General features: G+C 67.7%; 25 protein-coding genes. 10 read left to right on the forward strand and 15 right to left on the reverse strand.

The genetic code is table 11. The features are described from left to right. Window positions 1-286: 286 nt before the first annotated feature. From HPA02_RS07100 to nirD, 5 genes are all read left to right on the forward strand, one after another. Complete coding sequence (locus HPA02_RS07100) at window positions 287-886, forward strand: ANTAR domain-containing response regulator (protein WP_146802393.1); 600 nt, start codon at window positions 287-289, stop codon at window positions 884-886. Then, a complete protein-coding gene (locus HPA02_RS07105) occupies window positions 883-1,968 on the forward strand; it encodes a CmpA/NrtA family ABC transporter substrate-binding protein (RefSeq protein ID WP_146802394.1) in 1,086 nt (361 codons plus the stop codon). The genes HPA02_RS07100 and HPA02_RS07105 overlap by 4 nt, the downstream gene beginning before the upstream one ends. Window positions 1,969-2,144: 176 nt before the next feature. Next, window positions 2,145-3,422, forward strand: coding sequence for an NAD(P)/FAD-dependent oxidoreductase (locus HPA02_RS07110; protein WP_146802395.1), 1,278 nt, complete (start codon window positions 2,145-2,147; stop codon window positions 3,420-3,422). A 1-nt stretch (window position 3,423) separates the two neighbouring features. Further along, window positions 3,424-5,943: a nitrite reductase large subunit NirB gene (gene nirB / locus HPA02_RS07115; protein WP_146802396.1), complete on the forward strand. Its 2,520-nt coding sequence runs from the start codon at window positions 3,424-3,426 to the stop codon at window positions 5,941-5,943. 46 nt (window positions 5,944-5,989) lie between these two features. Beyond that, a complete protein-coding gene (gene nirD, locus HPA02_RS07120; RefSeq protein WP_146802397.1) occupies window positions 5,990-6,406 on the forward strand; it encodes a nitrite reductase small subunit NirD in 417 nt (138 codons plus the stop codon). Window positions 6,407-6,417: 11 nt separating this feature from the next. Here nirD and HPA02_RS07125 read toward each other — a convergent pair whose 3' ends face one another. The 3 genes from HPA02_RS07125 to HPA02_RS07135 all read right to left on the reverse strand — a co-directional run bounded on the left by HPA02_RS07125 (window position 6,418) and on the right by HPA02_RS07135 (window position 8,781). Next, window positions 6,418-7,128: an LrgB family protein gene (locus tag HPA02_RS07125; protein WP_146802398.1), complete on the reverse strand. Its 711-nt coding sequence runs from the start codon at window positions 7,126-7,128 to the stop codon at window positions 6,418-6,420. Continuing rightward, window positions 7,125-7,502 (reverse strand): CidA/LrgA family protein, encoded by a 378-nt coding sequence (locus HPA02_RS07130; protein ID WP_146802399.1) that lies wholly within the window; start codon window positions 7,500-7,502, stop codon window positions 7,125-7,127. The genes HPA02_RS07125 and HPA02_RS07130 overlap by 4 nt, the downstream gene beginning before the upstream one ends. 109 nt (window positions 7,503-7,611) lie before the next feature. Further along, complete coding sequence (locus tag HPA02_RS07135) at window positions 7,612-8,781, reverse strand: MFS transporter (RefSeq protein WP_146802400.1); 1,170 nt, start codon at window positions 8,779-8,781, stop codon at window positions 7,612-7,614. A gap of 145 nt (window positions 8,782-8,926) precedes the next feature. Here HPA02_RS07135 and HPA02_RS07140 point away from each other — a divergent pair, with 145 nt between their 5' ends. Continuing rightward, on the forward strand, window positions 8,927-9,196 hold the full coding sequence (locus HPA02_RS07140; RefSeq protein ID WP_146802401.1) for a hypothetical protein: 270 nt from the start codon (window positions 8,927-8,929) through the stop codon (window positions 9,194-9,196). A 91-nt stretch (window positions 9,197-9,287) separates the two neighbouring features. Here HPA02_RS07140 and HPA02_RS07145 read toward each other — a convergent pair whose 3' ends face one another. Then, on the reverse strand, window positions 9,288-10,295 hold the full coding sequence (locus tag HPA02_RS07145; protein WP_232340928.1) for a nucleoside recognition domain-containing protein: 1,008 nt from the start codon (window positions 10,293-10,295) through the stop codon (window positions 9,288-9,290). Window positions 10,296-10,428: 133 nt separating this feature from the next. Here HPA02_RS07145 and HPA02_RS07150 point away from each other — a divergent pair, with 133 nt between their 5' ends. From HPA02_RS07150 to HPA02_RS07165, 4 genes are all read left to right on the forward strand, one after another. Continuing rightward, window positions 10,429-10,887 (forward strand): Lrp/AsnC family transcriptional regulator, encoded by a 459-nt coding sequence (locus tag HPA02_RS07150; RefSeq protein ID WP_146802402.1) that lies wholly within the window; start codon window positions 10,429-10,431, stop codon window positions 10,885-10,887. A gap of 394 nt (window positions 10,888-11,281) precedes the next feature. Continuing rightward, window positions 11,282-12,697, forward strand: coding sequence for a PhoH family protein (locus HPA02_RS07155; protein ID WP_146802403.1), 1,416 nt, complete (start codon window positions 11,282-11,284; stop codon window positions 12,695-12,697). A gap of 206 nt (window positions 12,698-12,903) precedes the next feature. Beyond that, window positions 12,904-14,565, forward strand: a complete 1,662-nt coding sequence (ettA, locus tag HPA02_RS07160; protein ID WP_146802404.1) for an energy-dependent translational throttle protein EttA — start codon at window positions 12,904-12,906, stop codon at window positions 14,563-14,565. A gap of 144 nt (window positions 14,566-14,709) precedes the next feature. Continuing rightward, the gene (locus HPA02_RS07165; protein ID WP_146802405.1) at window positions 14,710-16,041 is read left to right on the forward strand and encodes a DUF2254 domain-containing protein; all 1,332 of its coding nucleotides are present in this window, start codon (window positions 14,710-14,712) and stop codon (window positions 16,039-16,041) included. Window positions 16,042-16,064: 23 nt separating this feature from the next. Here HPA02_RS07165 and lpxL read toward each other — a convergent pair whose 3' ends face one another. The 11 genes from lpxL to HPA02_RS07220 all read right to left on the reverse strand — a co-directional run bounded on the left by lpxL (window position 16,065) and on the right by HPA02_RS07220 (window position 25,556). Continuing rightward, a complete protein-coding gene (gene lpxL, locus HPA02_RS07170; protein ID WP_146802406.1) occupies window positions 16,065-16,979 on the reverse strand; it encodes an LpxL/LpxP family Kdo(2)-lipid IV(A) lauroyl/palmitoleoyl acyltransferase in 915 nt (304 codons plus the stop codon). A gap of 19 nt (window positions 16,980-16,998) precedes the next feature. Further along, the gene (gene alr / locus HPA02_RS07175) at window positions 16,999-18,099 is read right to left on the reverse strand and encodes an alanine racemase (RefSeq protein WP_146802407.1); all 1,101 of its coding nucleotides are present in this window, start codon (window positions 18,097-18,099) and stop codon (window positions 16,999-17,001) included. 240 nt (window positions 18,100-18,339) lie between these two features. Further along, on the reverse strand, window positions 18,340-19,317 hold the full coding sequence (gene rpoS, locus HPA02_RS07180; protein WP_146802408.1) for an RNA polymerase sigma factor RpoS: 978 nt from the start codon (window positions 19,315-19,317) through the stop codon (window positions 18,340-18,342). A gap of 88 nt (window positions 19,318-19,405) precedes the next feature. Further along, a complete protein-coding gene (locus HPA02_RS07185) occupies window positions 19,406-20,566 on the reverse strand; it encodes a peptidoglycan DD-metalloendopeptidase family protein (RefSeq protein WP_146802409.1) in 1,161 nt (386 codons plus the stop codon). Next, window positions 20,566-21,498, reverse strand: a complete 933-nt coding sequence (locus HPA02_RS07190) for a DUF368 domain-containing protein (protein ID WP_186809944.1) — start codon at window positions 21,496-21,498, stop codon at window positions 20,566-20,568. Before HPA02_RS07190 ends, HPA02_RS07185 begins: the two co-directional genes overlap by 1 nt. Continuing rightward, the gene (locus tag HPA02_RS07195; RefSeq protein ID WP_146802410.1) at window positions 21,495-22,160 is read right to left on the reverse strand and encodes a protein-L-isoaspartate(D-aspartate) O-methyltransferase; all 666 of its coding nucleotides are present in this window, start codon (window positions 22,158-22,160) and stop codon (window positions 21,495-21,497) included. Before HPA02_RS07195 ends, HPA02_RS07190 begins: the two co-directional genes overlap by 4 nt. Further along, window positions 22,147-22,893 carry a 5'/3'-nucleotidase SurE gene (gene surE / locus HPA02_RS07200; RefSeq protein WP_146802411.1) on the reverse strand — a complete coding sequence of 249 codons (747 nt, stop codon included), beginning with the start codon at window positions 22,891-22,893 and terminating at the stop codon, window positions 22,147-22,149. Before surE ends, HPA02_RS07195 begins: the two co-directional genes overlap by 14 nt. Window positions 22,894-22,961: 68 nt before the next feature. Next, the gene (gene truD, locus HPA02_RS07205; protein WP_146802412.1) at window positions 22,962-24,011 is read right to left on the reverse strand and encodes a tRNA pseudouridine(13) synthase TruD; all 1,050 of its coding nucleotides are present in this window, start codon (window positions 24,009-24,011) and stop codon (window positions 22,962-22,964) included. After that, a complete protein-coding gene (gene ispF / locus HPA02_RS07210; RefSeq protein WP_186809945.1) occupies window positions 24,008-24,499 on the reverse strand; it encodes a 2-C-methyl-D-erythritol 2,4-cyclodiphosphate synthase in 492 nt (163 codons plus the stop codon). The genes truD and ispF overlap by 4 nt, the downstream gene beginning before the upstream one ends. After that, entirely contained in the window at window positions 24,499-25,221 is a 723-nt protein-coding gene (gene ispD / locus HPA02_RS07215) for a 2-C-methyl-D-erythritol 4-phosphate cytidylyltransferase (protein WP_146802413.1), read from the reverse strand. Before ispD ends, ispF begins: the two co-directional genes overlap by 1 nt. After that, window positions 25,218-25,556 carry a septum formation initiator family protein gene (locus HPA02_RS07220; protein ID WP_146802414.1) on the reverse strand — a complete coding sequence of 113 codons (339 nt, stop codon included), beginning with the start codon at window positions 25,554-25,556 and terminating at the stop codon, window positions 25,218-25,220. Before HPA02_RS07220 ends, ispD begins: the two co-directional genes overlap by 4 nt. Between the last annotated feature and the right edge of the window lie 14 nt (window positions 25,557-25,570).

Here is a 25,570-nt window from a genome sequence, read left to right on the forward strand (position 1 = left end):
CCTGGGTTACCCCGGTCGCGCCCCCACGCACCACTACAAGGCACCCATTGACGTCACTGCACCCCGGCGGCGCAAGCCGAGGGTGACTCATTCCCGTACGGACCATCGCCGAGCCGCCTGGAGACCGAAGCCTTCCCCGGGTTATCGCCGCCATACGCCTTCTGCAGGAGGCCCGGGGCTACCCTGGTCATTCCGGCTGCCATGCCACAGGTTTCCCTGACCCACCCCGGCCAGTTGGAACGCTTATTGCAGGGCCAATGGACCTGATCTGCCCGCGAGTCCCGTTATGTCCCCACCCACGTCCCTGAAGATATTGCTGGTCGACGACGAAGTGGTGCGCGCCGCCATGGTGGAAGAGGCCCTGACCCACGAGGGGCACCGGGTGATCTGCCGACTGACCAGCCCCGCCAGCCTCAACGAGATGGTGGCCCGCCATGCCCCCGATGTGGTGATCATCGACATGGAGTCCCCGGACCGGGACACCCTGGACAGCATGGCGCTGCTCAATCGCGAGAACCCGCGCCCGGTGGTCTTCTTCGCCGATCAGCACGACCCGGAGACCCTCCAGGCCGCCCTCAAGGTCGGGGTCAGCGCCTACGTGGTGGATGGGCTGGTGCCCGGCCGGGTCAAGCCGATCATCGAGGTGGCCATCGCCCGCTTCGACGCCTTCCAGTCGCTGCGCCGCGAGCTGGACAAGACCCGCAACCAGCTCAGCGAACGCAAGCGCATCGAGCGTGCCAAGGGGCTGCTGATGAAACATCAGAACACCGACGAGGAGCAGGCCTACCGCATGCTGCGCAAGCTGGCCATGGATCGCGGCCAGCGTATCGCCCAGGTGGCCGACAATGTCATCGATATCCTCGAACGCCTGGAGAACGGCCTATGACCTTCCTACCGGATGCCGAACGTCCCGACCTGACCCTGGGCTTCGTGCCGCTGCTCGATGCCGCCCTGCTGGTGATCGCCCGGGAGGCGGGCTTCTTCGCCGACCAGGGCCTGGACGTGACCCTGGCCCGCCAGAACACCTGGTCGGCCCTGCGCGACAAGGTGGCCGCCGGCCTGCTGGACGGCGCCCAGATGCTCGCCCCAATGCCGTTGGCCATGAGCCTGGGGCTGGGCCGGGCTCCCTGCGAGACCCTGGCCCCGGTGACCCTGTCCCGCAACGGCAATGCCCTGGTGCTTGCCGAACGCCTCGCCGAGGCCAGTCACGCCCACCTGGCGGTGGACCCGGCGCGCGGCGCCCGGGCCCTGGCCGCGGCCCTGCCGACGCTGCCCCGCCCGCCGCGGCTGGCCATGGTCTACCCCTACTCCTGCCAGCACTATCAGTTGCGCCACTGGCTCGACCTGGGCGGACTCGACCCGCAGCGCGACGTCGAGCTGGTGGTGCTGCCGCCGCCGCGCATGGTGGAGGCCATGGAGGCCGGCGAGATCGACGGCTTCTGCGTCGGCGAGCCCTGGGGCAGCCTGGCCCAGCACCGCGGCGCGGGACGCATCGTCGCCACCGGCGCCCAGCTGTGGCCGGAGGCTCCGGAGAAGGTACTGGGGGTGACCCGCTCCTGGGCGCGCTGCTATCCGGCCACCCTGGCCCGCTTGATCGTTGCCCTGCAGCGGGCCGGCGACTGGCTGGCGGCGGACCCCGGCCATGCCCGCCGCACCCTGGAGTGGCTGGCCCTGCCCCCCTACCTGGATCGCTCGGTGGCCCACCTCTCGCGGCTGCCCCTCAACGAGACGCCGATTCGCCAGCGTTTGTGCGGCAGCGAGGTACTGCGCCCCGATCCCCAGGCCGCCGCCAGCGTCGCCGAGCACCTGGATCAGGCCCTGCGCCGCGAGGGGAGGCGCCTGGACCTGGCCAGCCTGCGGGCCTGCCATGACCCCGTGCATTACGACAGGGCCCTGCACCAGGCCGGTGCAGAGGACACCGAAGGTGGCACGCCCCCGGCCCCACAGCCTGACAGCAACCCTATGTAATCACATAAAAAGTCGTCTTATCCCGGCATTCTGGCCGGGTTCTTGAAAGTTCTTGATAGCACGGGGCATCAACGGCGATCGCCCCGACAGGATTCACGACAACGGCGTCTTCCCCTGGCCTGCGGGCCAGAGGAAGGCGCCGTTCTTGGTTTTCGCCACGACAGGAGACACCTCCCATGCCTCAACTCACCCCGGACGAGCCCCTGGTGATCATCGGTAACGGCATGGCCGGCCACCGGCTGGTGGAGGCCCTGCTCAAGCGGATGAATCGGCCGACACGCATCATCGTGCTGGGCGAGGAGACCGTCCCGGCCTACAACCGCATCCTGCTCTCCCCTTGGCTGGCCGGCGAGATGGCCCGCGACGCCCTGACCCTGCGCGACGCCGGCTGGTACGCCGACCAGGGCATCGAACTGCTCCTCGGCGAGCGCGTCACCGATATCGACCGCCGGGCCCGGCGCCTGACCACCGACGCGGGACGCACCCTCGACTATGGCCGCCTGGTGCTGGCCACCGGCTCGCGGCCGGCCATGCCGGCGGTGCCCGGCATCGAGCTGGCGGGGGTGCACGGCTTCCGCGACCTGGACGATGCCGAGGCGCTGATGGCCGCCGCCGAGGCCGGCGCCGAGACCCTGGTGGTAGGGGGTGGCCTGCTGGGCCTGGAGGCCGCCGAGGGCATGCGCAAGCGCGGCGCCCGGGCCGGCGTGCTGCAGCGCGCCGGCCGGCTGATGAACCGCCAGCTCGACGCCACCGCCGCCGCCCTGCTGGAGCACGAGCTTCGCGGCCGCGGCCTCGCGATCCATACCGGCGCGCGCCTGGCATGGCTGGAGGACGACGGCCGTGGCCGGGTGGCGGCGGTGCACCTAGAGGACGGGCGCCGGCTGCCCGCCGACTGCGTGGTGATCGCCGCCGGCATCACCCCGAATACCCAACTGGGCGAGGCCGCCGGCCTGGCCATGGGCCGCGCCATCCGGGTGGACGCGACCCTCACCAGCTCCGACCCGCGTATCCATGCCCTCGGCGAATGCTGCGAGTTCGCCGGCCACACCTATGGCCTGGTGGAACCGATCTGGCGCCAGGTGGAGGTGCTGGCCGCGCGCCTGTGCGGCGAGACCACGCCCGGCTACCGGGAGGCCGCGACCGCCACCAAGCTCAAGGTCAGCGGCATCGCCCTCTACGCCTTCGGCCCCATTGACCCCGACGCCGACCACGAGGTGTTGGTCTACCACGACCCCGACCAGGGCGACTACCGCCGGCTACTGCTGCGCGACGGCCGCCTAGAGGGCGCGGTGCTCTATGGCGATACCGCCATGGGCCCCTGGTACTTCGCCCAGGCCGGCCGCGACCTCGGCGCCTGCCGCCCGGCCCTGCTACTCGGCGCGGCCGATGCCGACGCCCTGCTCGACACCCCGTCATCCGCTTCAACGTCCCGCCCCGTGAAGGAGGCCGCATAACATGTCCACGCAACAGCCATTGATCATCATCGGTAACGGCATGGTCGGCCACCACCTGGTCGAGCAACTCATCGAGCGCGGCGCCCATCGGCGCTACGCCATCACCGTGTTCGGCGAGGAGCGTCACCTGGCCTATGATCGGGTGCACCTCTCCGAGTACTTCGCCGGCCGCGACGCCGAGTCGCTGGCCCTCTCCACAGCGGACTACTATGCCGAGCACGGCATCGAACTGCGCCTCGACGAGGCCGTCATCGCCATCAACCGCGACACGGGCGAGGTGGTCACCCCCCGGGGCCGCTACCCCTACCACCGCCTGGTGCTGGCTACCGGCTCCACCCCCTTCGTGCCGCCGATTCCCGGCAACGACCGCGAGGGCTGCCTGGTCTACCGCACCCTGGATGACCTCGACGCCATCCGCGCCACCGCCGAGAACGCCGCCACCGGCGTGGTGGTGGGCGGCGGCCTGCTCGGTCTGGAGGCGGCCAACGCCCTGCGCGGCCTGGATCTCGACACCGCCGTGGTCGAGTTCGCCCCCAGGCTGATGCCCATGCAGGTCGACGCCGAGGGCGGCGAACTGCTGCGCGAGAAGATCGAGGCGCTGGGCGTGCAGGTGCTCACCGAGCGCGCCACCCAGCGCATCGAGGACGGCGAGGCCGGTCGCCATCGCATGGTGTTCCAGGACGACAAGGTGCTGGAGGCCGACCTGATCGTCTTCTCCGCCGGTATCCGCCCCCGGGACGCGCTGGCCCGCGGCAGCGCCCTGGAGATCGGCGAACGCGGCGGCGTGGTGATCGACGACCGCTGCCTGACCAGCGACCCGGCGATCCTCGCCGTCGGCGAGGTGGCGCTGTGGAACAACAGCATCTTCGGCCTGGTGGCCCCCGGCTACCAGATGGCCCGGGCCGCCGCCGACACCCTGATGGCCGATGCCCTCGATCGCGCCCCCGAGACCTTCGGCGGCGCCGATATGAGCACCAAGCTCAAGCTGCTCGGCGTCGACGTGGGCGCCATCGGCGACGCCCATGGCACCCAGCACCCCGGCGCGCGGATGTTCCGCTACCTGGACCAGATCAAGCAGGAGTACCGCAAGCTGGTGGTCTCCGGCGACGGCAAGAGACTGCTCGGCGCCATGCTGGTGGGCGACAACGGCTATTATGACACCCTGATGCAGTACTACGCGGGCGGCATCGAGCTACCCCAGGACCCCGCCGCGCTGATCCTGCCCTCCAGCGACGGCGCCCCGGCGCTGGGCCCCGACGCCCTGCCCGACAGCGCCATGATCTGCTCCTGCCATAACGTCACCAAGGGCGACGTCTGCGCCTCCATCGACGCCGGCGCCTGCGACCTCGCCACGGTCAAGGACTCCACCCGCGCCAGCACCGGCTGCGGCGGCTGCGCGGCCCTGCTCAAGAGCGTGGTCGACCATGAATTGGAGAGCCGTGGCGTCGAGGTGGACCGCTCGCTCTGCGAGCACTTCGCCCATACCCGCCAGGAGCTCTACGACATCGTCCGCGTCGAGGGCATCAAGACCTTCGGCGAGCTGATGGAGAAGCACGGCAATCCCGAGACCCATCGCCTGGGCTGCGATATCTGCAAGCCGGCGGTGGCCTCGATCCTCGCCTCCTGCTTCAACGAGCCGATCACCGACGCGGCGCATATCCCGCTGCAGGACACCAACGACACCTTTATGGCCAATATGCAGAAGAACGGCACCTATTCGGTGGTGCCGCGCATCGCCGGCGGGGAGATCACCCCGGACAAGCTAGTGGTGCTGGGCCAGGTGGCGCAGAAGTACGAGCTCTACACCAAGGTCACCGGCGGCCAGCGCATCGACCTGTTCGGCGCCCGCCTGGAGGACCTGCCGGCGATCTGGGGCGAGCTGATCGAGGCGGGCTTCGAGACCGGCCACGCCTACGGCAAGTCGCTGCGCACCGTGAAGTCCTGCGTCGGAAGCACCTGGTGCCGCTACGGCGTGGACGACAGCGTGGGCATGGCGATCCGCCTCGAGCATCGCTACAAGGGCCTGCGCTCGCCCCACAAGATCAAGCTCGCCGTCTCTGGCTGTACCCGCGAGTGTGCCGAGGCCCAGAGCAAGGACATCGGCGTGATCGCCACCGAGCACGGCTGGAACCTCTATGTCTGCGGCAACGGCGGCATGCGCCCGCGCCATGCCGAGCTGTTCGCCACCGACCTGGACGACGAGGCACTGATCCGCACCATCGACCGGGTGCTGATGTTCTACGTGCGCACCGCCGACCGCCTGCAGCGCACCTCGGTGTGGCGCGAGAACCTCGAGGGCGGCCTCGACTACCTCAAGGCGGTGATCCTGGAGGACAGCTTAGGGATAGGCGAGGAGCTGGAGCGCCAGATGCAGGCGGTGGTGGACACCTACGCGTGCGAATGGGCCAACGCCATCCAGGATCCGGAGAAGCTCAAGCGCTTCAGAAGCTTCGTCAACGACAGCCGCCCGGACCCGGACATCATCATGACCAGCGAGCGCGGCCAGTTAAGGCCCGCCTAGAGAATGGCGCCCCAGAAGCCCTCACCCCGGACAATGGAGACTCCCCATGACTACCGCCACCGCCCTGAAACACGAGACTGAGATGACCTGGCAAGCCCTATGTCGCCGCGCCGACCTGGTGCCCTTCTCCGGCGTCGCCGCCTGGATCGAGACCGCCGAGGGCCCGGCCCAGGTGGCGCTCTTCTACCTTCCATGCGACCCGGCTACGACAGGCGGCCCGAACACGCCGCAGCCGGGCCACGAGCAGACGCTCTATGCCCTGGATAACCACGACCCCTTCTCCGGGGCCAATGTGATCGCCCGGGGCATCGTCGGCGACCTCCAGGGCGACCCCGTCGTCGCCTCGCCCCTCTACAAGCAGCACTTCCGCCTCACCGACGGCCAGTGCCTGGAGGACGACGCCGTCAAGCTGCGCACCTGGGCGGTGCGCCTGGACGGCGAGCGGGTGCTAATCCAGGCCTGAAGGGCCTGCCCTCAGGCGCCGAAGAGCCGCCAAACCAGCGGCAGGAAGAGCGCGGTAAAGACTCCGGTCAGGCTCATGCCCAGGGAGGCGAAGGCACCGGCCGTGGGGCCGAGTTCGAAGGCGCGGACGGTACCGATGGCGTGGCCGTTCACACCCAGGGTAAAGCCGATCAGGCGCGGGTCGCGAATACCGAGCAGGCGCGCCAGCCAGCTCACGAAGAGGGTCGCCATGACCCCGGTGATCAGCAGGCCGCCCAGCATCAGCGATAGCGAGCCGCCGATCTGCTCCTGGATGCCGATGGCCAGGGGCGCGGTGACCGACTTCGGCGCCAGGGAGGCCAGCACCGCGGGCGGCGCCCCCAGCAGCCAGGCGATCGCCACGGCATAGCACGCCGCCAGCGCGGCGGCGAGCGGCAGGCAGCAGAGGATCGGCTTCCACAGGGCGAAGATCGACTGGCGCTGCTGGTAGAGGGGCACTGCCAAGGCCACGGTGGCAGGCCCCAGCAGCAGGGTCAGCCAGACGATATCGCGCTGGTAATCACGGTACGGGATGCCCAGCAGCCAGAGGCCGGTGGCGATCAGCAGCGCCCCGATCAGCACCGCCGGACACCAGCTTGGCCGGCCGAGCCGCTCGAACAGCCGGACGCCGCCGAGATAGGCGGCCAGGGTCAGGGCAATGGCCAGGATGGGGCCATTCGGTATCGACGCCTGCCAGCCGCTCATGGCCGTGGCTCCTGCGTCTCGCTACTCACCAGATCCCCCGGCATAAAGCGCTGCATCAGCCAGAGGGTAGTCAACACGCTGAGAAAGGTGCCCAGAACCAGGGCGAGCATCACCGCCGTCCAGTGGCCGGCGAACTCGTCGATCACGAAGAACACCCCCACCACCCCGGGCATGATCAGCATGGCGAGCTGCCCGATCAATGCCTGACTCGCCGTGGCCACGCTCTCGTTGAGTCGCCGCGTCACCAGCAGCCAGACCAGCAGCAACAGCAGCCCGGCCATGGCGTGGGAGACCGGCAGCGACAGCCACTCGACGGCCGCTTGCCCCAGCAGTTGGAACCCGAGTAGCCACAGGAACCCGCGTAACAGTGTCATGCCATCTCCAGAATACGACGATAGAGGGAGCCTGCTGCGGGGTGACGACAGCAGGCCGTGACGCCAATCGCCACTAAGGTTACCACGCTATCATTATCGCGAGACGACGCTATCCGCTCAGGACACGCTCCTCCTGGCCGGCCCGAGATCGGGGCCCCTGGAGGCGCCAAGCCGCAATCAGCGCACTCACCAACACCGCCGCCCCGAAGAGCGTCAGCGCCAGCGCGTGCCCGAGAGCATCGATCAGGGCCCCGGTGGCGATCACGGGAAGACTGAAGCCGAGATAGGCCATCAGGAAATAGCCGGCACTGGCCCGGGGCTTGTCTTCCCCGGCCGCCTCGAGCACCCCGCTCAGGCCGCCGAGATAGACGAAGCCATAACAGGCGCTGCTCGCCACGACGGTGCCCAGTAGCACGGCACTCAGCCTCCCCTGCACGGCGCCCCAGGCGATCAGCGCATAGCCCAGGGGCAGGATAAGCAGGCCGACCCGGGTCGCGACCCGCGGCGACAGCCTGCGCGCCAGCGGCTGGAACAGCACGCCACAGCTACAGATACCGAAGGTCGCGAAGCCGGTCCAGCCCGACAGCCCATGTCCGGCCAGGGCCGACGGCAGGATCGCGATCACCAGCCCCACGGTGGCCCAGGCCGTGAGGATCGCCAACCCATAGCCGAAGGCACCGGGCGGATAGGCCGGCAGGCGCAGCATCCCGCCTCCATCGCCCCTGGGCGCCTCATCCTTCAGCGATAACACCAGCGCCAGTGCCAGGGTGGCCGCTCCCAGATACCAGCCCAGGCTGGGTGGCGTCAGGCTCGGCGAATGCAGTACGAACAGGCTGGTAAAGGCCGCACCGAGGCCGAAGCCGAGCGCCGTGCTCGCCGTTACCCAGGTGGTCGGCCTCCGGCTATCCTCACCCGCGAAGAAGGTGAGCATGTATGCCGGCGCCACGGCCGAGGTCAGCGCCGTACCGATCCCCAGCAGGAAGCGGGCGATGCCCAGGGAGAGGAGTCCCGGGGCGACGAGCGTCAGGGTCGTGGCCACCAGGCACAGCAACAGCGCGAGGAGGATCGGCAGACGCCTCCCCAAGCGTTCGACGAGCCCGCTCAAGGCCAGCAGCACCGGCAAGACGCCGAGCACATAACAGGCGAAGGCCAGGGTCGTGGCGCCGACGCCGACCCCATCCCGGGTCGCCAGGGCGGCATAGAGTGGGGCCTGAAGATTCACCGCCGTGGTGATCATGCACAGGGCGAAGGCGAGACGGAGGGCGGGAATTCGATGCATGGAGACGCTTCCTGTCGGGCGGTCATCGGTGATCATGCCTGATGGCATGGCGTCTCAAGCTCGCATCGCCAGCGAGCCGCGGTAAGGTACACTTCCCAGGATTAACACGGCACTGTTCCGGCGTTTTCCCGAACGGTTGGATGCAATGGAGACTTTCCTGCCAATGAAGCTTTGCCTCGACAGGCACTCGAGCACCCCCATCGTCCAGCAACTGGTGGATGGCATTCGTGACTGGATCGAGCGCCACGGTGCCGCGGATGGCCGGCGGCTGCCCTCGATCCGACGCCTGTCGCCGGGCGATGTCTTCTTTCCCCAAGGCGCCGCCTCCCCCTGGTTACGCCTCAACGTGGCCTATACCAACGATCCCCGGGCTATCAGGTTCCTCACCGACCCAACGAGTGCATGCCTTGATTGATGTGACCGCCAGGCCACCGACCTGGCACTGGCCATCGGACGATGCGACAGCCGCCTACCGATACCGTCACTCTGGGCCCCCTCTCGCCGGCTCACCCGCGACGAGGCCTGGATGCCGCCTCAGGTAACGAACGCTCGACGAAGACCCAGGCCGGCAGTGGCGCGCGCTTCAGCCAGGGCAGTCGGGCCAGCAGGGCGATGACCAGCAGCGCGAAGCCAAGGCGTGCCCACAGCAGGCCGGAGAGGTCCGCCCCCATCAGCATGATCAACAGCGTGTCCTCGATCAGGCTGTGGCAAAGCCCCAGAAAGCAGAGAGTAAGCACGATGTCACGGGGCGCCAGGCGGCCCGAATGTGCCTCGCGCAGCAGCAGGCCGGCACCGAAGCTGAGCCCCAGTGTCATGCCGATCACGGTGATATTCGCCGCCGCCGGACCGATCCCCAGCAGCCGCAGTAGCGGGTAGAGGAGCCTGTGAACCAGGCGCTCGATACCCAGCCAGCGCAGCAGGTTCAACAGCGCCATCAGCACCAGGATCACCACGAAGATCATGGCCAACGTCATGGCCTGATCCTGTAGCCAGGCTACCAGGGTGGCGTCCCGCGGCGATGGCGCCCAGACGACATGGTTGGCATGTTGCAGCCAATCGCCGAGTGTATGGCTGATGTGCAGTACCCAGCCGAGCACCCAGGCACCACCAACCCGCAGCAGCAACGTCAGCCACCAGGGCACGCCGGCCTTGCGAGCCACGGCGCCCTCCACCGGCAGCGAGTGGCCCACGGCCATCAGCGCCCCCAGCACCGTGACCTGCGCCACGGTGAGCGGCGTGTCTCGCGTGATCTCGAAGAAGATGACCAGGCCGGTATAGATATTGGTCAGCAGAGTCGCGGCCCATACCATACTCAGCGGCTCCGGTAGCCCAAGTGGCGACATCAAGGGCGATAACCATGCGCCCAGCCATTCGGTCATGCCTAGCATCTCGAGCGCCTTGACCGTCACCAACGCTGGCACCATCACCTTGAGCAGGGCCAGATAGGCGCCCCAGGCCTCACGCAGGAGTCGAACCGTCGATCTGGTGTAGCGCGAGTCAAAATGTCCTGCCATACCCTGCCCCTGTGTTCCCGTGGAAGCTCACAGTGCTTTACTTTACCCAGGGGCCGGACAAGGCGATGGCGTTCTCGGACCGGAGCGAGAAGAATGTGGCCTTTCACGTTAGCTGAGGGAAATTTCCTGCACCATGGACAGACTCGACTTGAGGATCCTCGATCAGTTGCAGCGCGACGCCAGCCTGACCAACCAAGCGCTGGCGGAGCGAGTCGGACTCTCCCCATCGGCCTGCCTCAAGCGTGTACGCCGCTTGAAGGCGCGGGGCGTCATTCAACGCGAAGTGGCGATCCTCGCCCCCGAGGCGCTCGGTACGAGCCTGCACATGGTGGTGGAAGTCATCATGGCGCGAGACGATAGGGCGCTCTATCGCGATTTCGTCCGGCGGGTAGAAGCGGCCCCCGAAGTCACCCAGTGCTACCAGGTGACGGGAGAAGTCGATTTCGTGTTGATCGTCAGTGTGCCCGATATGCGAGGCTACGATCGCTTCTGTGAAAGCGTGCTCTATGCGGGTGGGGGCATGCACAAGTTCCGCACGCTGATCTCACGCAAGCGCAACAAGTTCGAGACACGCTTGCCATTGAGCGGTTAGTGCCGGCCCTCCTCCCTGGCCTCGAGAACCTCTTCCCGTCGCACCTGAAAGCGTTCCCTCCGCCTGGACGAAAGCGCGGGTATCACAGCGACCGCACGATCCTCGTCGGGCGGACTGTGAGCCCCCCTCACGCGAAGGGCCTAGCTTCCGGGTAAGCGAACACGGCTGCCATCGGCACGTATCGAGAGGCGCTAAATAACGTTGAACCCGGGTGCTGGAACTCATGAATCGGCCGGCGCATTCTAGGGTCAAAGGGGTATTCCCCGGTCATAGAGGAGGCACGTCATACCAGGGAAGCGGCATTGGCGCGGTGCCCTTATGACAGGCTGTCATATGACCGTAAGGTGTCACTGCCAATGTCGATCATGCCGTCAACCAAGGAGCGCTTCCAACGATGGTGCGAATCGACAAGAAGCCCACTCGGCTCTACGTGCTGGATACCAATGTCCTGCTGCATGACCCCACGGCCATCTATCAGTTCGAGGAACACGACGTCGCCATTCCCATGACGGTCCTCGAGGAGCTCGACAAGCACAAGAACGGCATTCGTGAAATTGCCCGTACCGCCCGCCAGGTCAGCCGTACCCTCTCGGAGCTGACCAACCAGGTCGACTTCGACGAGATCCCCCACGGCATCCCGATCCCCCGGGCCAACGACGCCCCCAGCGGACGACTGCGTTTTCTCTGCTATTCGGACCTCGCCCCCCTGGACCACCTGGAGGAGAGCCCCGACAACCAGATCCTCGCCGAGACCTGCCGGCTACGCGATGAGTACCCGGACGCCTCGGTGGTCCTGATCACCAAGGACATCAACCTGCGGGTCAAGGCCGCGGCCCTCAAGGTACCGGTGGAGGACTACCTTACCGACCGCGCCTTCGACGACAGCGACGCCATGACCGAGGGTGCCCAGATCGTCGCCAGTGCCGGCCATGACGGCAGTGCCCTCTGGGAATCCCTGGCCGTCGAGGTGGAGGTGGAGCGCGCCGATCATCACACCTTCTATGCCCTGCGCGGCGAGCTGCCCGACGACTGGCACGTGGGTATGCTGGTCTCCGATGATGAGAACGGCGCCCATTTCGAGGCCATCGTCCGCGAGCTGGAGCCGGGACGGGCGCGCCTGCAGCTGCTCACCAACTATCGCCACAACGCCAGCGTCTGGGGCGTGCACGCCCACGACAGCCGCCAGAACTTCGCCCTGAACCTGCTGATGGACCCCGAGGTGGACCTGGTGACCATCGCCGGCGGCGCCGGCACCGGCAAGACCTACATGACCCTGGCGGCGGCCTTCCAGCAGACCCTGGACACCAAGCAGTTCGAGCGCATCGTCTTCACCCGGGCACCGATCTCCATGAGCGAGGACATCGGTTTCCTGCCGGGCACCGAGGAGGAGAAGATGTCGCCCTGGATGGGCGCCTTCCACGACAACATGGACAACCTGCTGCGCGACGAGAAGGACGGTTCCACCAGTTGGAGCGAGGATGCCACCCGCTCGCTGATTGGCTCCCGGGTGCAGATTCGCTCGCCAGGCTTCATGCGCGGGCGGACCCTCAACGACACCTTCCTGATCATCGACGAGGCGCAGAACTTCACGCCCAAGCAGCTCAAGTCGCTGGTCACCCGGGCCGGGCGCAATACCAAGATCGTCTGCTTGGGCAACGTGGGGCAGATCGACACCCCCTACCTCACCCCCAACACCTGCGGCATGGCGGCGCTGGTGCAGCGCTTCCGCCACTGGCCCCATGCCGGCCATATCACCCTGCGCAGCATCGAGCGCTCGCGGCTGGCCCTGGCCGCCGAAGAGCTGCTCTAACCCCCATCCCAACCCATCCGGCGGGGCGCCCCAAGGCGCCCCGCTACGTATGTTACCCAGCTAGCAATGAGGCCCGGGGCTAGCCTGGGGGTAGGCACCCCTATCGATCCGAGACTACCAGCCGAACTTGCCGCCGGCTGGCCTTTCCGGGCCCCGGGCACTATCATCGTGCCAGCGAAAAAACCCCTCAACCGAAGTGGCTTTCCATGGCGCAATACGTCTACACCATGAACCGGGTGGGCAAGATCGTGCCCCCCAAGAAGCAGATCCTCAAGGACATCTCCCTGTCCTTCTTCCCCGGTGCCAAGATCGGCGTGCTGGGCCTCAATGGCGCGGGCAAGTCGACCCTGCTGCGCATCATGGCCGGCGTCGATACCGAGTTCGAGGGCGAGGCGCGCCCCATGCCGGGCATCAACGTCGGCTACCTGCCCCAGGAACCCGAGCTCGACGACGCCAAGAACGTCCGCGAGACCGTGGAAGAGGCCCTGGGCGAAATCAAGGAGGCCCAGGCCAAGCTCGACGCCGTCTACGCCGCCTATGCCGAGCCGGACGCCGATTTCGACGCCCTGGCCGCCGAGCAGGCGCGTCTCGAGAACATCATCGAGGCCGCCGACGCCCATAACCTGGAGCGCAAGCTCGAGGTCGCCGCCGACGCCCTGCGCCTGCCGCCCTGGGACGCCAAGGTCGGCAACCTCTCCGGGGGCGAGCGCCGCCGCGTGGCGCTGTGCCGCCTGCTGCTCTCCGGTCCCGACATGCTGCTGCTGGACGAGCCCACCAACCACCTGGACGCCGAGTCCGTGGCCTGGCTGGAGCGCTTCCTCCACGACTACAACGGCACCGTGGTGGCGATCACCCACGACCGTTACTTCCTCGACAACGTGGCCGGCTGGATCCTCGAGCTCGACCGCGGCCAGGGCATCCCCTTCGAGGGCAACTACTCCCAGTGGCTCGAATCCAAGGAGAAACGCCTCGAGCAGGAGGCCAAGCAGGAGGCCTCGCGCCAGAAGGCCATCAAACACGAGCTGGAGTGGGTGCGCTCCAATGCCAAGGGTCGCCAGGCCAAGAGCAAGGCGCGCCTCAACCGCTTCGAGGAGATGCAGTCCGGCGACTTCCAGAAGCGCAACGAGACCAACGAGATCTATATTCCGCCCGGCAAGCGCCTGGGCGACAAGGTCATCGAGTTCCACGGCGTCTCCAAGCGCTTCGATGACAAGCTGCTCTACGAGGACCTCTCCTTCACCGTGCCGCCAGGGGCCATCGTCGGCATCGTCGGCGGCAACGGCGCCGGCAAGTCGACGCTGTTCAAGCTGGTCAAGGGCACCGAGCAGCCCGATGCCGGCGAGGTGGTGATCGGCGAGACCGTCGACATCGCCTATGTGGAGCAGCTGCGCGACGCCCTCGACAACAAGCAGACGGTCTGGGAAGCGGTCTCCGACGGCCAGGACATCCTCAATATCAACGGCTACGAGGTCTCCTCGCGGGCCTATGTGGGGCGTTTCAACTTCAAGGGCAACGACCAGCAGAAGCGCCTGTCGGACCTCTCCGGGGGTGAGCGCGGTCGCCTGCAGCTGGCCCAGACCCTGAAGCAGGGCGCCAACGTACTGCTCCTCGACGAGCCCTCCAACGACCTGGATATCGAGACCCTGCGCGCCCTGGAAGAGGCCCTGCTGGCCTTCCCCGGCTGCGCCATGGTGATCTCCCACGATCGCTGGTTCCTCGACCGCATCGCCACCCATGTGCTCGCCTTCGAGGGCGATTCTCAGGTGGTGTTCTTCGAGGGCAACTACACCGAGTACGAGGCGGATCACAAGAAGCGGGTCGGTAACGACACCCCGCACCGCATGAAATACAAGCGCATCGACGCCTGAGTTCAGGCCCGCGGAACACGGCCCCCAGGCAACGCAAGCGCCCCCGACGAGCCTCTCGTCGGGGGCGCTTGCGTTGGGAACCCTCCTTGCAGCACGCCGAGGAAGGGCTCATAAGTCAGAAGGCCTGTCAGGGAAGGAATCGTCATGTCGATGACTCAACTGCTTCACCCGGTCGAGCTGTTCAAGCGCTTCACCACCAGCATCGCCTACCTGCCGACACTGGCCGCCCTGGCCTACGTCTCCCTGGGCCTTCTAGCCTTACTGCCACCCGTCGCCGACGATGTCCTGCCCCTGACCCTTCGACGACTGAGCCTGTCCTCGCCAAGCGATACCCAGTCGCTGCTCGCCGCCCTGCTCGGCGGGATGATCTCGCTGATGGTATTCAGCTTCTCGATGGTGATGTCGGTGCTCTCCCAGGCCGGCGGCAACTTCTCTCACAAGCTGGTCTTTGGGCTGATCTCCGAGCGTCGCCACCAGTGGGTACTGGGTCATTACCTCGGCACCATTCTTTTCATTCTGATGCTCTTGATCGTGCCCACCGTGGCCGATGACGAGGCGACCTGGCGCTCCCTCGCGATCTACGCCGCCTGCGCCATGGTCACCCACTGCCTGGCGCTGTTCGTCTTCTTTATCCACAACGCTTCCCAGTCGATCCAGGTCGATGCCGTGATCAGCAACCTGCATGAGGCCACCCTCGACTCCATGAATCGGGCCAAGGCCAGGGAACAGTCCCCCCGCTGGCGCTTCGTTCCCGCCTCGGCGGTACCCTTGAGGCGCTGCCACGAGATCCACGCCACCCGGGCAGGCTACCTGCAGAATGCCGATCTGGAGAAGCTGGGCAGGCTCGCCGGCCGTATCGGTGGCGTTATCCATCTGACCTTCCGCTTCGGCGATTACGTAGTGGAAGGACTGCCCATCATCATCCTTGAGTGCGAGGATGCCCCCAACGAGGAGTGGTGCCAGGCGGTGTGCGAGACCATGACCTACTTGAGCGGCGAATCCATCGACGAACACTTCGTCCACGGCATGACTCAACTGATGGAAGTGGCGATCAAGGCGCTCTCGCCGGGCATCAATGACCCCGGTACCGCACGGCTATGTTTGCACCGATTGACCGACCTGCTCGGGCAATACCAAACCTGGCAACCCGCCAATACCCTGGTGGACGACGACGGTCGGCGCCTCGTGACCTGGCCGGTGGAGCGCTTCGACAGCCTGCTGCACCGCCTGTTCGTGCCACTGCTGCACTACGGCGCCGAGGATCAGAGCACCCTGCTTGGCCTGCTCAAGGCCATCAAGTCCTTGTCGCTGCTGGCTAATGAGGCACAACTGGCCGGCCTCCAGGCCATGGCGGATCGCATCGTCGAGGCACTGGATGGCCACAGCCGGCATCCCATGGATCGCGCCTTCATCACCGAACGCCTGCAGCGCGGCCAGCATCGCCTCAGTCTGCCTGCAAGCCTGGGCGACGCCTGAGCGGAGGGTGCCGGTGGCGCGGATCAATAGAACCCGGGCTCGCCTTCGGGGCGGGTCTTGAAGCGCCGATGCAGCCACAGGTACTGCTCCGGGTGCTTGCGGATCGCCTGCTCGATAACGGCGTTGACGCGGGTGGCATCGGCCACCTCATCGCCACCGGGAAAGTCCTCCAGCGGCGGCAGATACTCCAGGGTATAGGTGCGGTTGTCCGGGTTACGATGGAAGATCAGCGGGATGACCGGGGCCCCGGTCAGGCGTGCGATGCGCGAGGTCATCCGCACCGTGGCGGCTTCGATGCCGAAGAAGGGGGCGAAGACGCTGGCCTCGCGGCCGAAGTCCTGGTCCGGTGAGTACCAGACGTTATGGCCCGCCTTGAGGCGCCTGACCACGCCGCGTAGGTCATGGCGGTCGAGGACCGCATCGAAGTAGGGTGCCCGGGCTCGCGCCATGAAACGGTTGAAGAGCACATTGTCATGGGGGCGCTGCACGGCATCGGCACGAAAGAACAACGAATGCAGCGCCCCGCCCAGGTCCAGGGTCGAGAAGTGAATGCCGAGGATCAGCGCGCCCTTGCCCTGGGCCTGGACTCGCGCCATCTGCTCCTGGCCCTTGAAGGTGACCCGGTGGCGCAGATGTTCGGGGTCACGACACCAGCCGGTGGCGGTCTCCAGCAGGCCGATGCCGTTGGCGATAAAGGTCTCGCGCACCAGCTCAGCACGCCGCGCCTCGGAGAGCTCGGGAAAGCACAACCGCAGGTTGGTCTCGGTGATATGCCGCCGGCGCCTGGCCAGGCGCCAGGCCAGCAGGCCGATCCCCTTGCCCACCCCCATCTTCAGGCGCCAGGGCAACCAGGCCCCGAGACGCATGGCGCCGATGCCCAGCCAGGTGGGCCAGTAGCGAGGATGGGCGAAGGAGGTCTGGGAAGCGTCCTTGGACATAGCGGCAACCTACGGAGAATCAGCCGCGATTATAGCGCCTCGGGGCCCTCGGCAGCACCCCGGTGAGCAGGGTGTAGCTGATGGTGTCGCAGTGTCGGGCCACCTCGTCCACCGAGAGCACGGTCCCATTCGCGGCACGCCCCCAGAGCACCACCTCGCTGCCGATCTCCGCCTCGGGGATCTCGGTGATATCCACGGTCAGCATGTCCATGGAGACCTTGCCGGCGATGGCGGTGCGCCGGCCATCGACCAGCACCGGGGTACCATCCACGGCGTGGCGATCGTAGCCATCGCCATAACCGCAGGCCACCACGCCGATCCGCGCCGGGCGCGGCGCCTTCCAGCGCCCGGCGTAACCCACCGGCTCGCCGGGGGCCAGGTCGCGCACGGCGATGATCTCGGAGCGCAGCGTCATCACCGGCTGCAGGCCGCGGCTCGCCTCGTTGGCCACCTCCAGGGGGTCGCTGCCGTAGAGCATCACCCCGGGGCGATTCCAGGCGCCATGGGCCTCGGGGTGGGCCAGGGTGGCCGGGGAGTTGGCCAGGCACAGGGGCGCGTCGAGCCGCTCGGCCAGGGCGCGCATGCGCAGCAACTGGGTCTCGAAATAGGCCGGATGCGCCGCATCGGCGGTGGCGAAATGGCTCATCAGCTGCATCTCGCCGACCACCTCGGGGGCCGCCGCCAGCCGTGCCCAGACTGCTTCGGCCTGCTCCGGGGCGAAGCCCAGGCGATGCATGCCGGAGTCGACCTTGAGCCACACCGGGATCGGCCGCTGGGGGCGATAGGCGAGCAGCGCCTCCAGTTGCCAGTCGCTGTGGACGGCGATCCACAGGTCATGGGCATCCACCAGCTCCAGCTCGCCGGCCTCGAAGATGCCCTCCAGCAGCACGATGGGCGTGGCGATTCCCGCCTCGCGCAGGGCGATGGCCTCCTCGATGCAGGCCACCGCGAAGGCCGGGGCCAGATCCTCCAGGGCCCGGGCACAGGCCACGGCACCATGGCCATAGGCGTCCGCCTTGAGCACCGCCACCGCCTGGCTGTCGGGCGCCAGGTCGCGGGCCAGGCAGTAGTTGTGGCGCAGGGCCTCGAGGTCGATATCGGCGATCAGGGGGCGTGCCATGAGTGTCTCCAGGGGGCTGTCGGCAAATCGTCAGGAAAGCATGATTATTTGCCAGAAAAGCCCCGATTTCACGCCATCTAACCACCAAATATGGCATGAATTACAACAACTTTATTTGCCAAAAACCACAAACTCAGAAAGAAGCTCTATCCTATCGACGATAGGCGAGTGATATCCCCCAACGCGAAGGGGCGACGCCAGGCGCCGCCCCCTCGGGAGTCTCTGATGGCCCTCGACGAGCTACTCGAAGATGGCGTTCAGGTCCAGGCCCTGCTTCTCCAGCACCCGGCGCAGTTTCTTCAGGGCCTCCACCTGGATCTGGCGCACCCGCTCACGGGTCAGGCCGATCTCCTCGCCCACTTCTTCCAGGGTCGCCGCCTCGTGGCCGCGCAGGCCGAAGCGCCGCACCACCACTTCCATCTGCTTGTCGGTGAGCTCCGCCAGCCAGTCATCGACGTGCTGCTTGACGTCCACGTCCAGCAGCCAGGATTCCGGCCCCTGCTCGTTGTCGTCGGCCAGGGTCTCGATCAGCGGCTTGTCGCTCTCGCTGCCCATGGGGTAATCCACCGAGGAGACGCGCTCGTTGAGGCCGAGCATCTTCTTGACCGTGGCCACCGGCTTGTCGAGGAAGTCGGCGATCTCCTCCGGGGTGGCCTCGTGGTCGAGCTTCTGGGTCAGTTCCCGGGCCGCCCGCAGGTAGATATTGAGTTCCTTGACCACATGAATCGGCAGACGAATGGTGCGGGTCTGGTTCATCAACGCCCGCTCGATGGTCTGGCGAATCCACCAGGTGGCATAGGTGGAGAAGCGGAAGCCCCGCTCCGGATCGAACTTCTCCACGGCGCGGATCAGGCCCAGGTTGCCCTCCTCGATCAGATCGAGCAGGGAGAGCCCCCGGTTGAGGTAACGGCGGGCGATCTTGACCACCAGGCGCAGGTTGGACTCGATCATCCGCGACCGGCCGGCGGGATCCCCGGCCTGGGCCAGGCGCCCGTAGTGGACCTCCTCCTCGGGGCTCAGCAGCGGCGAGAAGCCGATCTCGTTGAGGTAGATCTGGGTGGCGTCCAGGCTGTGGTGGTAGGTGTTCTCCTCCCGACTCAGGGCCTTCTCGAACTCATCGGACGCCTTGTCATCGTCGACCACCTCCGCGTCTTCTTGGATGGCCTCGTCGACGGACTCGATGTCCATGTCCTGCAGATCGCGTTCGAGCATGCTCATGGTACTACCCCATTCATCAGACCCTGGAACAGCGGGTGCCGGCGGCACCCGCCCTCGATCCATGCTTGTTGTTATTCGCTCTGTCGCCTCAACGCGGCGGCAGGAATGTCAGGGGATCCTGAGGCTGGCCGTTACGCCGCACCTCGAAATGCAACTTGACCCGGTCGGCGTCGGTATCGCCCATGGTAGCGATCACCTCGCCCGCCTCCACCACGTCGTTTTCGCTGACGTTGAGGCTGTCATTGTGGGCATAGGCACTGAGGAAGTCGTCGTTGTGCTTGAGCAGGATCAGGTTGCCATAGCCCCTGACGCCGCTGCCCGCGTAGACCACGATCCCCGGCCCGGCTGCCTTGACAGGTTGCCCCTTTTGTCCGGCGATATCAATGCCGGCGGTGATGTTGCCAGCGTCGCCGAAATTGCCGACCACCTCGCCATCGACCGGCCACTGCCAGGGCACCTCGGCCACCGGCGTATAGGTGCGCTGGCGACGCGTCTCGTCGGCCGGCGCGGCCGTCTCGGCAGGCGTCGCGGCGTCGGCCGCCTCGCTCTCCCCAGCCGCAGTATCCTCTGGCGTCGATGACGATTGCGTGTCGGCGACCGCCTCGGCCCCAGTATCCCGGCTGGCGGTGCTTGAGCTCTCAACGGCGGGTTCACGGGCGGCCGCTTCCTGGGCTTGTCGCGCCTCGCGGGCCTCGCGCTCCGCCAGGTCACGCTCGCTGAGGCGGCCATCGGCGCCGGGGCTGTCGGGGTTGACCACCGGCCCCGGGGCGACCAGGGCATCGTCCTCCTCGGCGACCTGGCTCGTCGCCGCGCCCGCCTCAGCGCCCAGGGGCGTGGCGGTCAGGCGACGATTGCGCTCGATGGCGGCCTCGTCCGGGGCCAACCAGTCGCGCTCGCCATCCGCCGGGGCCTCGCCCAGAGGCGTGACCCGCACGCCGGAGGAGGCGGCCACATCGGCGCCGCCGGCCGGGGCCTGCCCCCCCTCGCCGCCACCCAGGCGCAACTGCTGGCCCGGCTGCAGTTGATAGGGAGGGCCGATGGCGTTGAGCCGCGCCAGCTCGCGATAATCCATGTCGTGGCGCCAGGCGATACCATAGAGGGTATCGCCGGGCGCCACGGTATAGCTGGCCGGAGTCGTGGCCTCCCGGGCCATGGAGAGATCACGCACGGTGACCTGTCCCGTGGGTTGCTGGGCGGCACAGCCCGCCATGGCCAGGGCCACCGCCGATACCAAGAGTGCCTTACGCATCAATGTCCTCCTTGAGATGCCTGGGAACCGGCCTGTCGGCTGATCGCCAGCACCAGAATCAAGCCCGCCAGCATCAACGCCAGGACGGGAATAAGCTGTGCCGACTCGCCGGTCAGCAGCGCATAGTCATGGGGCAGCAGGTAGCGATAATCCAGGGGAATCATCTGCTGCTCGGGCCCCAGTTGATAGCTCACCAGCTCGCGCCAGGGCCACAGCAGCGGCAGGGCGCCGACGATAAAGCCGATCATCAGCTGCAGGGTGCCGGTACGGGCATGCCGGAGCAACCAAGAGAGCAGCCGCGAGAAGCAGAACAGGCCGATGGCACAGCCCACCCCGAACTGGGCGATCAAGGCCAGATCGAAGCTCTTGATGCCCTCCATCACGGTGCCATAGAGCCCCATGGTCAGCAGCAGAAAGCTCCCGGAAACCCCCGGCAGCAGCATGGCGCTGATGGCGATGGCGCCGGCCACCACCAGCATCAACGGCTCCACCCCCAGCTCCGCCACGATGGGCATCAGCCCCGGCAGGGCGCGGGCCAGCAGCAGGCCGCCGATCAACGGCAGGATATGCCAGTAGCGCCAGTAGCGCAGGCTGCGGCTGACCACCAGGGCCGAGGCGGCCACCAGGCCGAAGAAGAAGGCATCCAGCAACAGCGGCTGGGTCTCCAGCAGCCAGGTGATCAGATGCGCCACACTGACCAGGCTGATCGCGATCCCCAGCAGCAGCGGCAGCAGGAAGGCCAGGTTGAGGTGCGCCACCAGGCCGCCGCGGCGCCAGGCACCGAAGGCCTCGGGGCCGAATTGCTTGATGGTGTGAATCAGCTCCTCGTAGATGCCGGTGACGAAGGCGATGGTGCCTCCGGAGACGCCGGGAACCGCATCGGCGGCCCCCATGCCGGCGCCCTTGAGGAAGAGGGTAACCTTGGACTTCAACGAATGACTCCTTCCAGTAACGGCACGAAGCGAACCCGCTCGAGCCGCTGATATTCATAACCCTGTCCCTGGCGCTGAACCCGGGTCAACCACTGCTGGCCATCGCCATCCTCCAGCGGGGCGATCAGCACCCCGCCCTCCGTCAGTTGCTCCAGCAGCGCCTCGGGCAGCTCGCTGGCGCAGGCGGTCAGCAGGATCACGTCGAAGGGCGCTGCTTCCGGCCAGCCATGGCCGCCATCGGCCAGGCGCAGGTGAACCGGGTGAGCCGCCAGGCGCCGCAGGCGTTCCGCGGCGCGACGGTGCAAGGCAGCGATACGTTCCACCGACCAGACCTCGGGCACCAGTCGGGCCAGGATCAGGGTCTGGTAGCCGGACCCGGTGCCGATCTCCAGCACCCGCCGTGGCGCTTCTCTGACCACCAGTTCGCTCATGCGTGCCACCATCCACGGCTGGGAAAGCGTCTGGCCGTGGCCGATGGGCAGGGCGGTATCTTCGTAGGCGCGGTGGGCCAAGGCTTCGTCGAGGAAGAGGTGGCGCGGCTCGGCGGCCATCGCCTCCAGCACCCGGGGGTCGTCGATACCGGCCCGGGCCAGGCGCCGCGCCAGGCGATCCCGGGTGCGCTGGGAGGTCATGCCGATACCGCGTAATTCAAGCGAGTGCATCCAGCCAGCCTCGTACGTCGGCCAGGGCCGCCTGCCGGGTCAGGTCGGTCTGCAGCGGCGTGATGGAGACATACCCCGCCTCGACGGCAGCGAAATCGGTATCGGGGCCATCGTCGGCACTCTCCCCCACGGCGGCGATCCAGTAGCGCTCGCGGCCCCGGGGGTCCTGTACCCGCAGCGGGCGGGCGGCGGGGCCGCGAAAGCCCAGCCGCGTCACCCGAAAGCCCTGGATCTGGTCCCAGGGCAGGTCGGGGACATTGACATTGAGCAGGCTGCGCGGCGGCAGCGACAGGGTATCGGCGGCCCCTACCAGGCTCGCCGCCACCCGGCCGGCGGTCTCGAAATGGCGATGCCCTACCAGCGACATGGCGATGGCCGGCCGGCCCAGGTTGCGCCCCTCCATGGCCGCCGCCACGGTGCCGGAGTAGAGAACGTCGTCGCCCAGGTTGGCGCCGTGGTTGATGCCGGAGATCACCAGGTCCGGAGTCTCCTCCCAGAGGTCGCTGACGCCCAGGTAGACGCAGTCCGCCGGGGTGCCGTCGACGCTGTAGAAGCCGTTGTCCAGGGCATTGAGGGCCAGCGGCCGGGTCAGGGTCAGGGAGTTGCTGGCCCCGCTCTTGTCGCGGTCCGGGGCCACCACCCGCAGCCGCGCGATCCCCGTCAAGGCATCATACAGGGCCCGCAGGCCCGGGGCGTGGACGCCATCGTCATTGGAGAGCAGCAGTCGTCGCATCCTTGGTCCTCGTCTTGTCCGTCGGCCGCGCGGATGCTTCCTCGGCGCAGCGCCGTCGGATTCGGGGGCTATAGGGTCGGGTGAGTCATCAGTTCGCGAAGCACGGCGGTGGCGAAGCCGCCCCGGGGCAGGTCGAAGGCGAGCCATACCCCATGCGCATCGCGCTGCAGGCTGGGGTTGCCCAGGCGCAGGCGCAGGGCGCGCCGCCCCAGGCTGACCCCGGCGGCCTCGAGGCCGGCACACAGTGCCGGCGCTGCCGTCGTCAGGGCCTGCTCTCGCCGCGCCGCCTGGTCGCGGCTGCCCAGGCGCCCCTTGCCCCAGAGCACGCCGCTGGGGTGCAGGTCGAGGCGCTCGGCCCGGGCCAGGAGCGCCTCATCCGGCGTCTCCACCAAGAACTGGCTGGCGGTGCCATCCAGGATCACCAGCTCGCCGGGCAGCGGCGTGGCCCAGCTCCCCTCGGCGAGGCGCGTCGCCAGCAACTCATTGAAGAGGTAGCTGCGCGCCGCGGAGAGCAGCAGGCCCTCCGGGTCGGCACGCTTGCGCCAGCCCCGCGCCAGCAGGGCCTCGGCGCGCCCCAGGTTGCGCCCCTCGTGGCCGAAGCGCTGGGGGCCGAAATAGTTGGGTACGCCCTGCTCCACCAGCGCCTGCCAGCGGGCATCGAAGTCGTCGGCCTCACAGGCCTCGCCGGTAAGGCGCAGGCGGAAGCGGTTGCCCTTGTGCACCCCGCGCTTGAGCTTGCGCGGATGGCGGCACAGCTTGAGCAGCCGCACCGGGGTCTCCCCCAGGCGCGCCGCCAGGTCCTCCGGGGCCTCGCGCCCGGGCAGGTGCACCGACAGCCACTGGCGGGTCACCGCCTGGCGATCCTTGAGGCCGGCGTAGCCGATATCCCGGGGCCGTACCTCGCAGGCCCGAGCCAGGCGCTTGACCAGCTCGAGGGTGGTCAGGTCGCGCTTCTCCACCCATAGCCAGAGGTGTTCCCCTTCGCCTTGCGGGGCGAAGTCGAGCAGTTCCTCTACCAGGAAGGCCTCGGGGGTGGCGCGATACGCCCCCGGCGGCGGCGTGCCGAGGCGCGCCTCCAGGGCCCGCGGCCAGTTCGGTGGCCAGCGAATCTCGCTCATGCGTCGCCCTCATGGCGCTCCAGCAGCACCACCGCCTCGGCGGCGATGCCTTCGCCACGGCCGGTGAAGCCCAGCCGCTCGGTGGTGGTGGCCTTGAGGTTGATGGCATCCCGTGGTGCCGCCAGGTCCTCGGCCAGGTGGTCCACCATGGCCGCCAGGTGAGGCGCCATCTTGGGGGCCTGGGCGATCAGGGTGGCGTCCAGGTTGCCGAGCCGGTAGCCGGCCTGGGTCACCAGGCGATGGACATGGCGCAGCAGGTCGCGGCTATCGGCGCCGGCCCAGGCGGCATCGGTGTCGGGGAAGTGACGGCCGATATCACCTAGCGCACAGGCGCCGAGCAGGGCATCGCAGATGGCGTGCAGCAGCACATCGCCATCGGAATGGGCCACGAAGCCGCGGTCGAAGGGGATGCGTACCCCGCCCAGCATCAGGTGATCGCCCTCGCCGAAGCGATGGACATCGAAGCCGTGGCCGATTCTCAGGCGCATCAGGCAGGTTCTCCGGGGTTGCAATAAGGGGCGTCCTGGCCGGCGAGGATCCATCCCGCCAGGCTCAGGTCGTCGGGATGGGTGACCTTGAGGTTGTCGCGGCGCCCGCTCACCAGCCTGGGGGCCAGTCCCAGGGCTTCCACCGCCGAGGCCTCGTCGGTGATCGCCACGCCCCGGGCCCGGGCCGCCTCAAGGGCGCGACACAGCAGGGCATAGCCGAAGCCCTGGGGCGTCAGGGCATGCCAGAGCCCCTCCCGGGGCTCGGTGGCGCGGATATGGCCCCGGCCATCGTCGCGCTTCATGGTATCGGCCACCGGGGCGGCCAGGATGGCTCCCGCGGCTGCCTCCCGGGCGGCGTCTCTGAGCCGATGCAGGTCATCGACGGTGACACAGGGACGGGCCACGTCATGCACCAGCACCAGATCGTCGGCACCGGCCTCTTCGGCGATGGCCGCCAGGGCTCCGGCCACGCTGTCCACCCGCTCGGCACCGCCCGGCGTGCGCCGCCAGTCGGCGAAGGGCACCCACTGGGCATCGAACCAGTCGTCATCGGGGTCGAGGCAGAGGCACAGGCGCGCCTCGGGAAAGGCCTGGTGCAACCGCGTCAGGGTGCGTGCCAGGATCGGCCGCCCGGCCAGTTCCAGGTACTGCTTGGGTCGGTCCGCGCCCATGCGCTTGCCCTGCCCGGCGGCGGGCACGATCAACCAGAGGTGACGGCTCATGGGCGGCCCTCCCCGATGTCCTGGGACAGGGCATGCTGTTCGATCAGGGCCGATTCAATCACCACCCCGGGCACCCAGAAGAACTGCTCATCGCGGCGCACCATGCCCAGCTCACTGCGGCCCCGCTCCTCGACGGCATCGAGGCCAGTCTTGAGGTCGCGTACCTCGGCGGCCAGGCGCTGATTACGGGCCCGCAATGGCTCGTTGGCCGTCTCCATGGCATCGGCCCGGGCACGGGTTTCGGCGAGCTCGCGCAGGCCACCCTCGCCGAGCCAGAGGCGATACTGGAGCAAGACGATCAGCACCAGCAGCACGCCGGCCAGCCACTTGAGCATCGGGTCATCCCATC

It is taken from the genome of Bisbaumannia pacifica, from assembly GCF_007989625.1.
Taxonomy (GTDB): domain Bacteria; phylum Pseudomonadota; class Gammaproteobacteria; order Pseudomonadales; family Halomonadaceae; genus Bisbaumannia; species Bisbaumannia pacifica.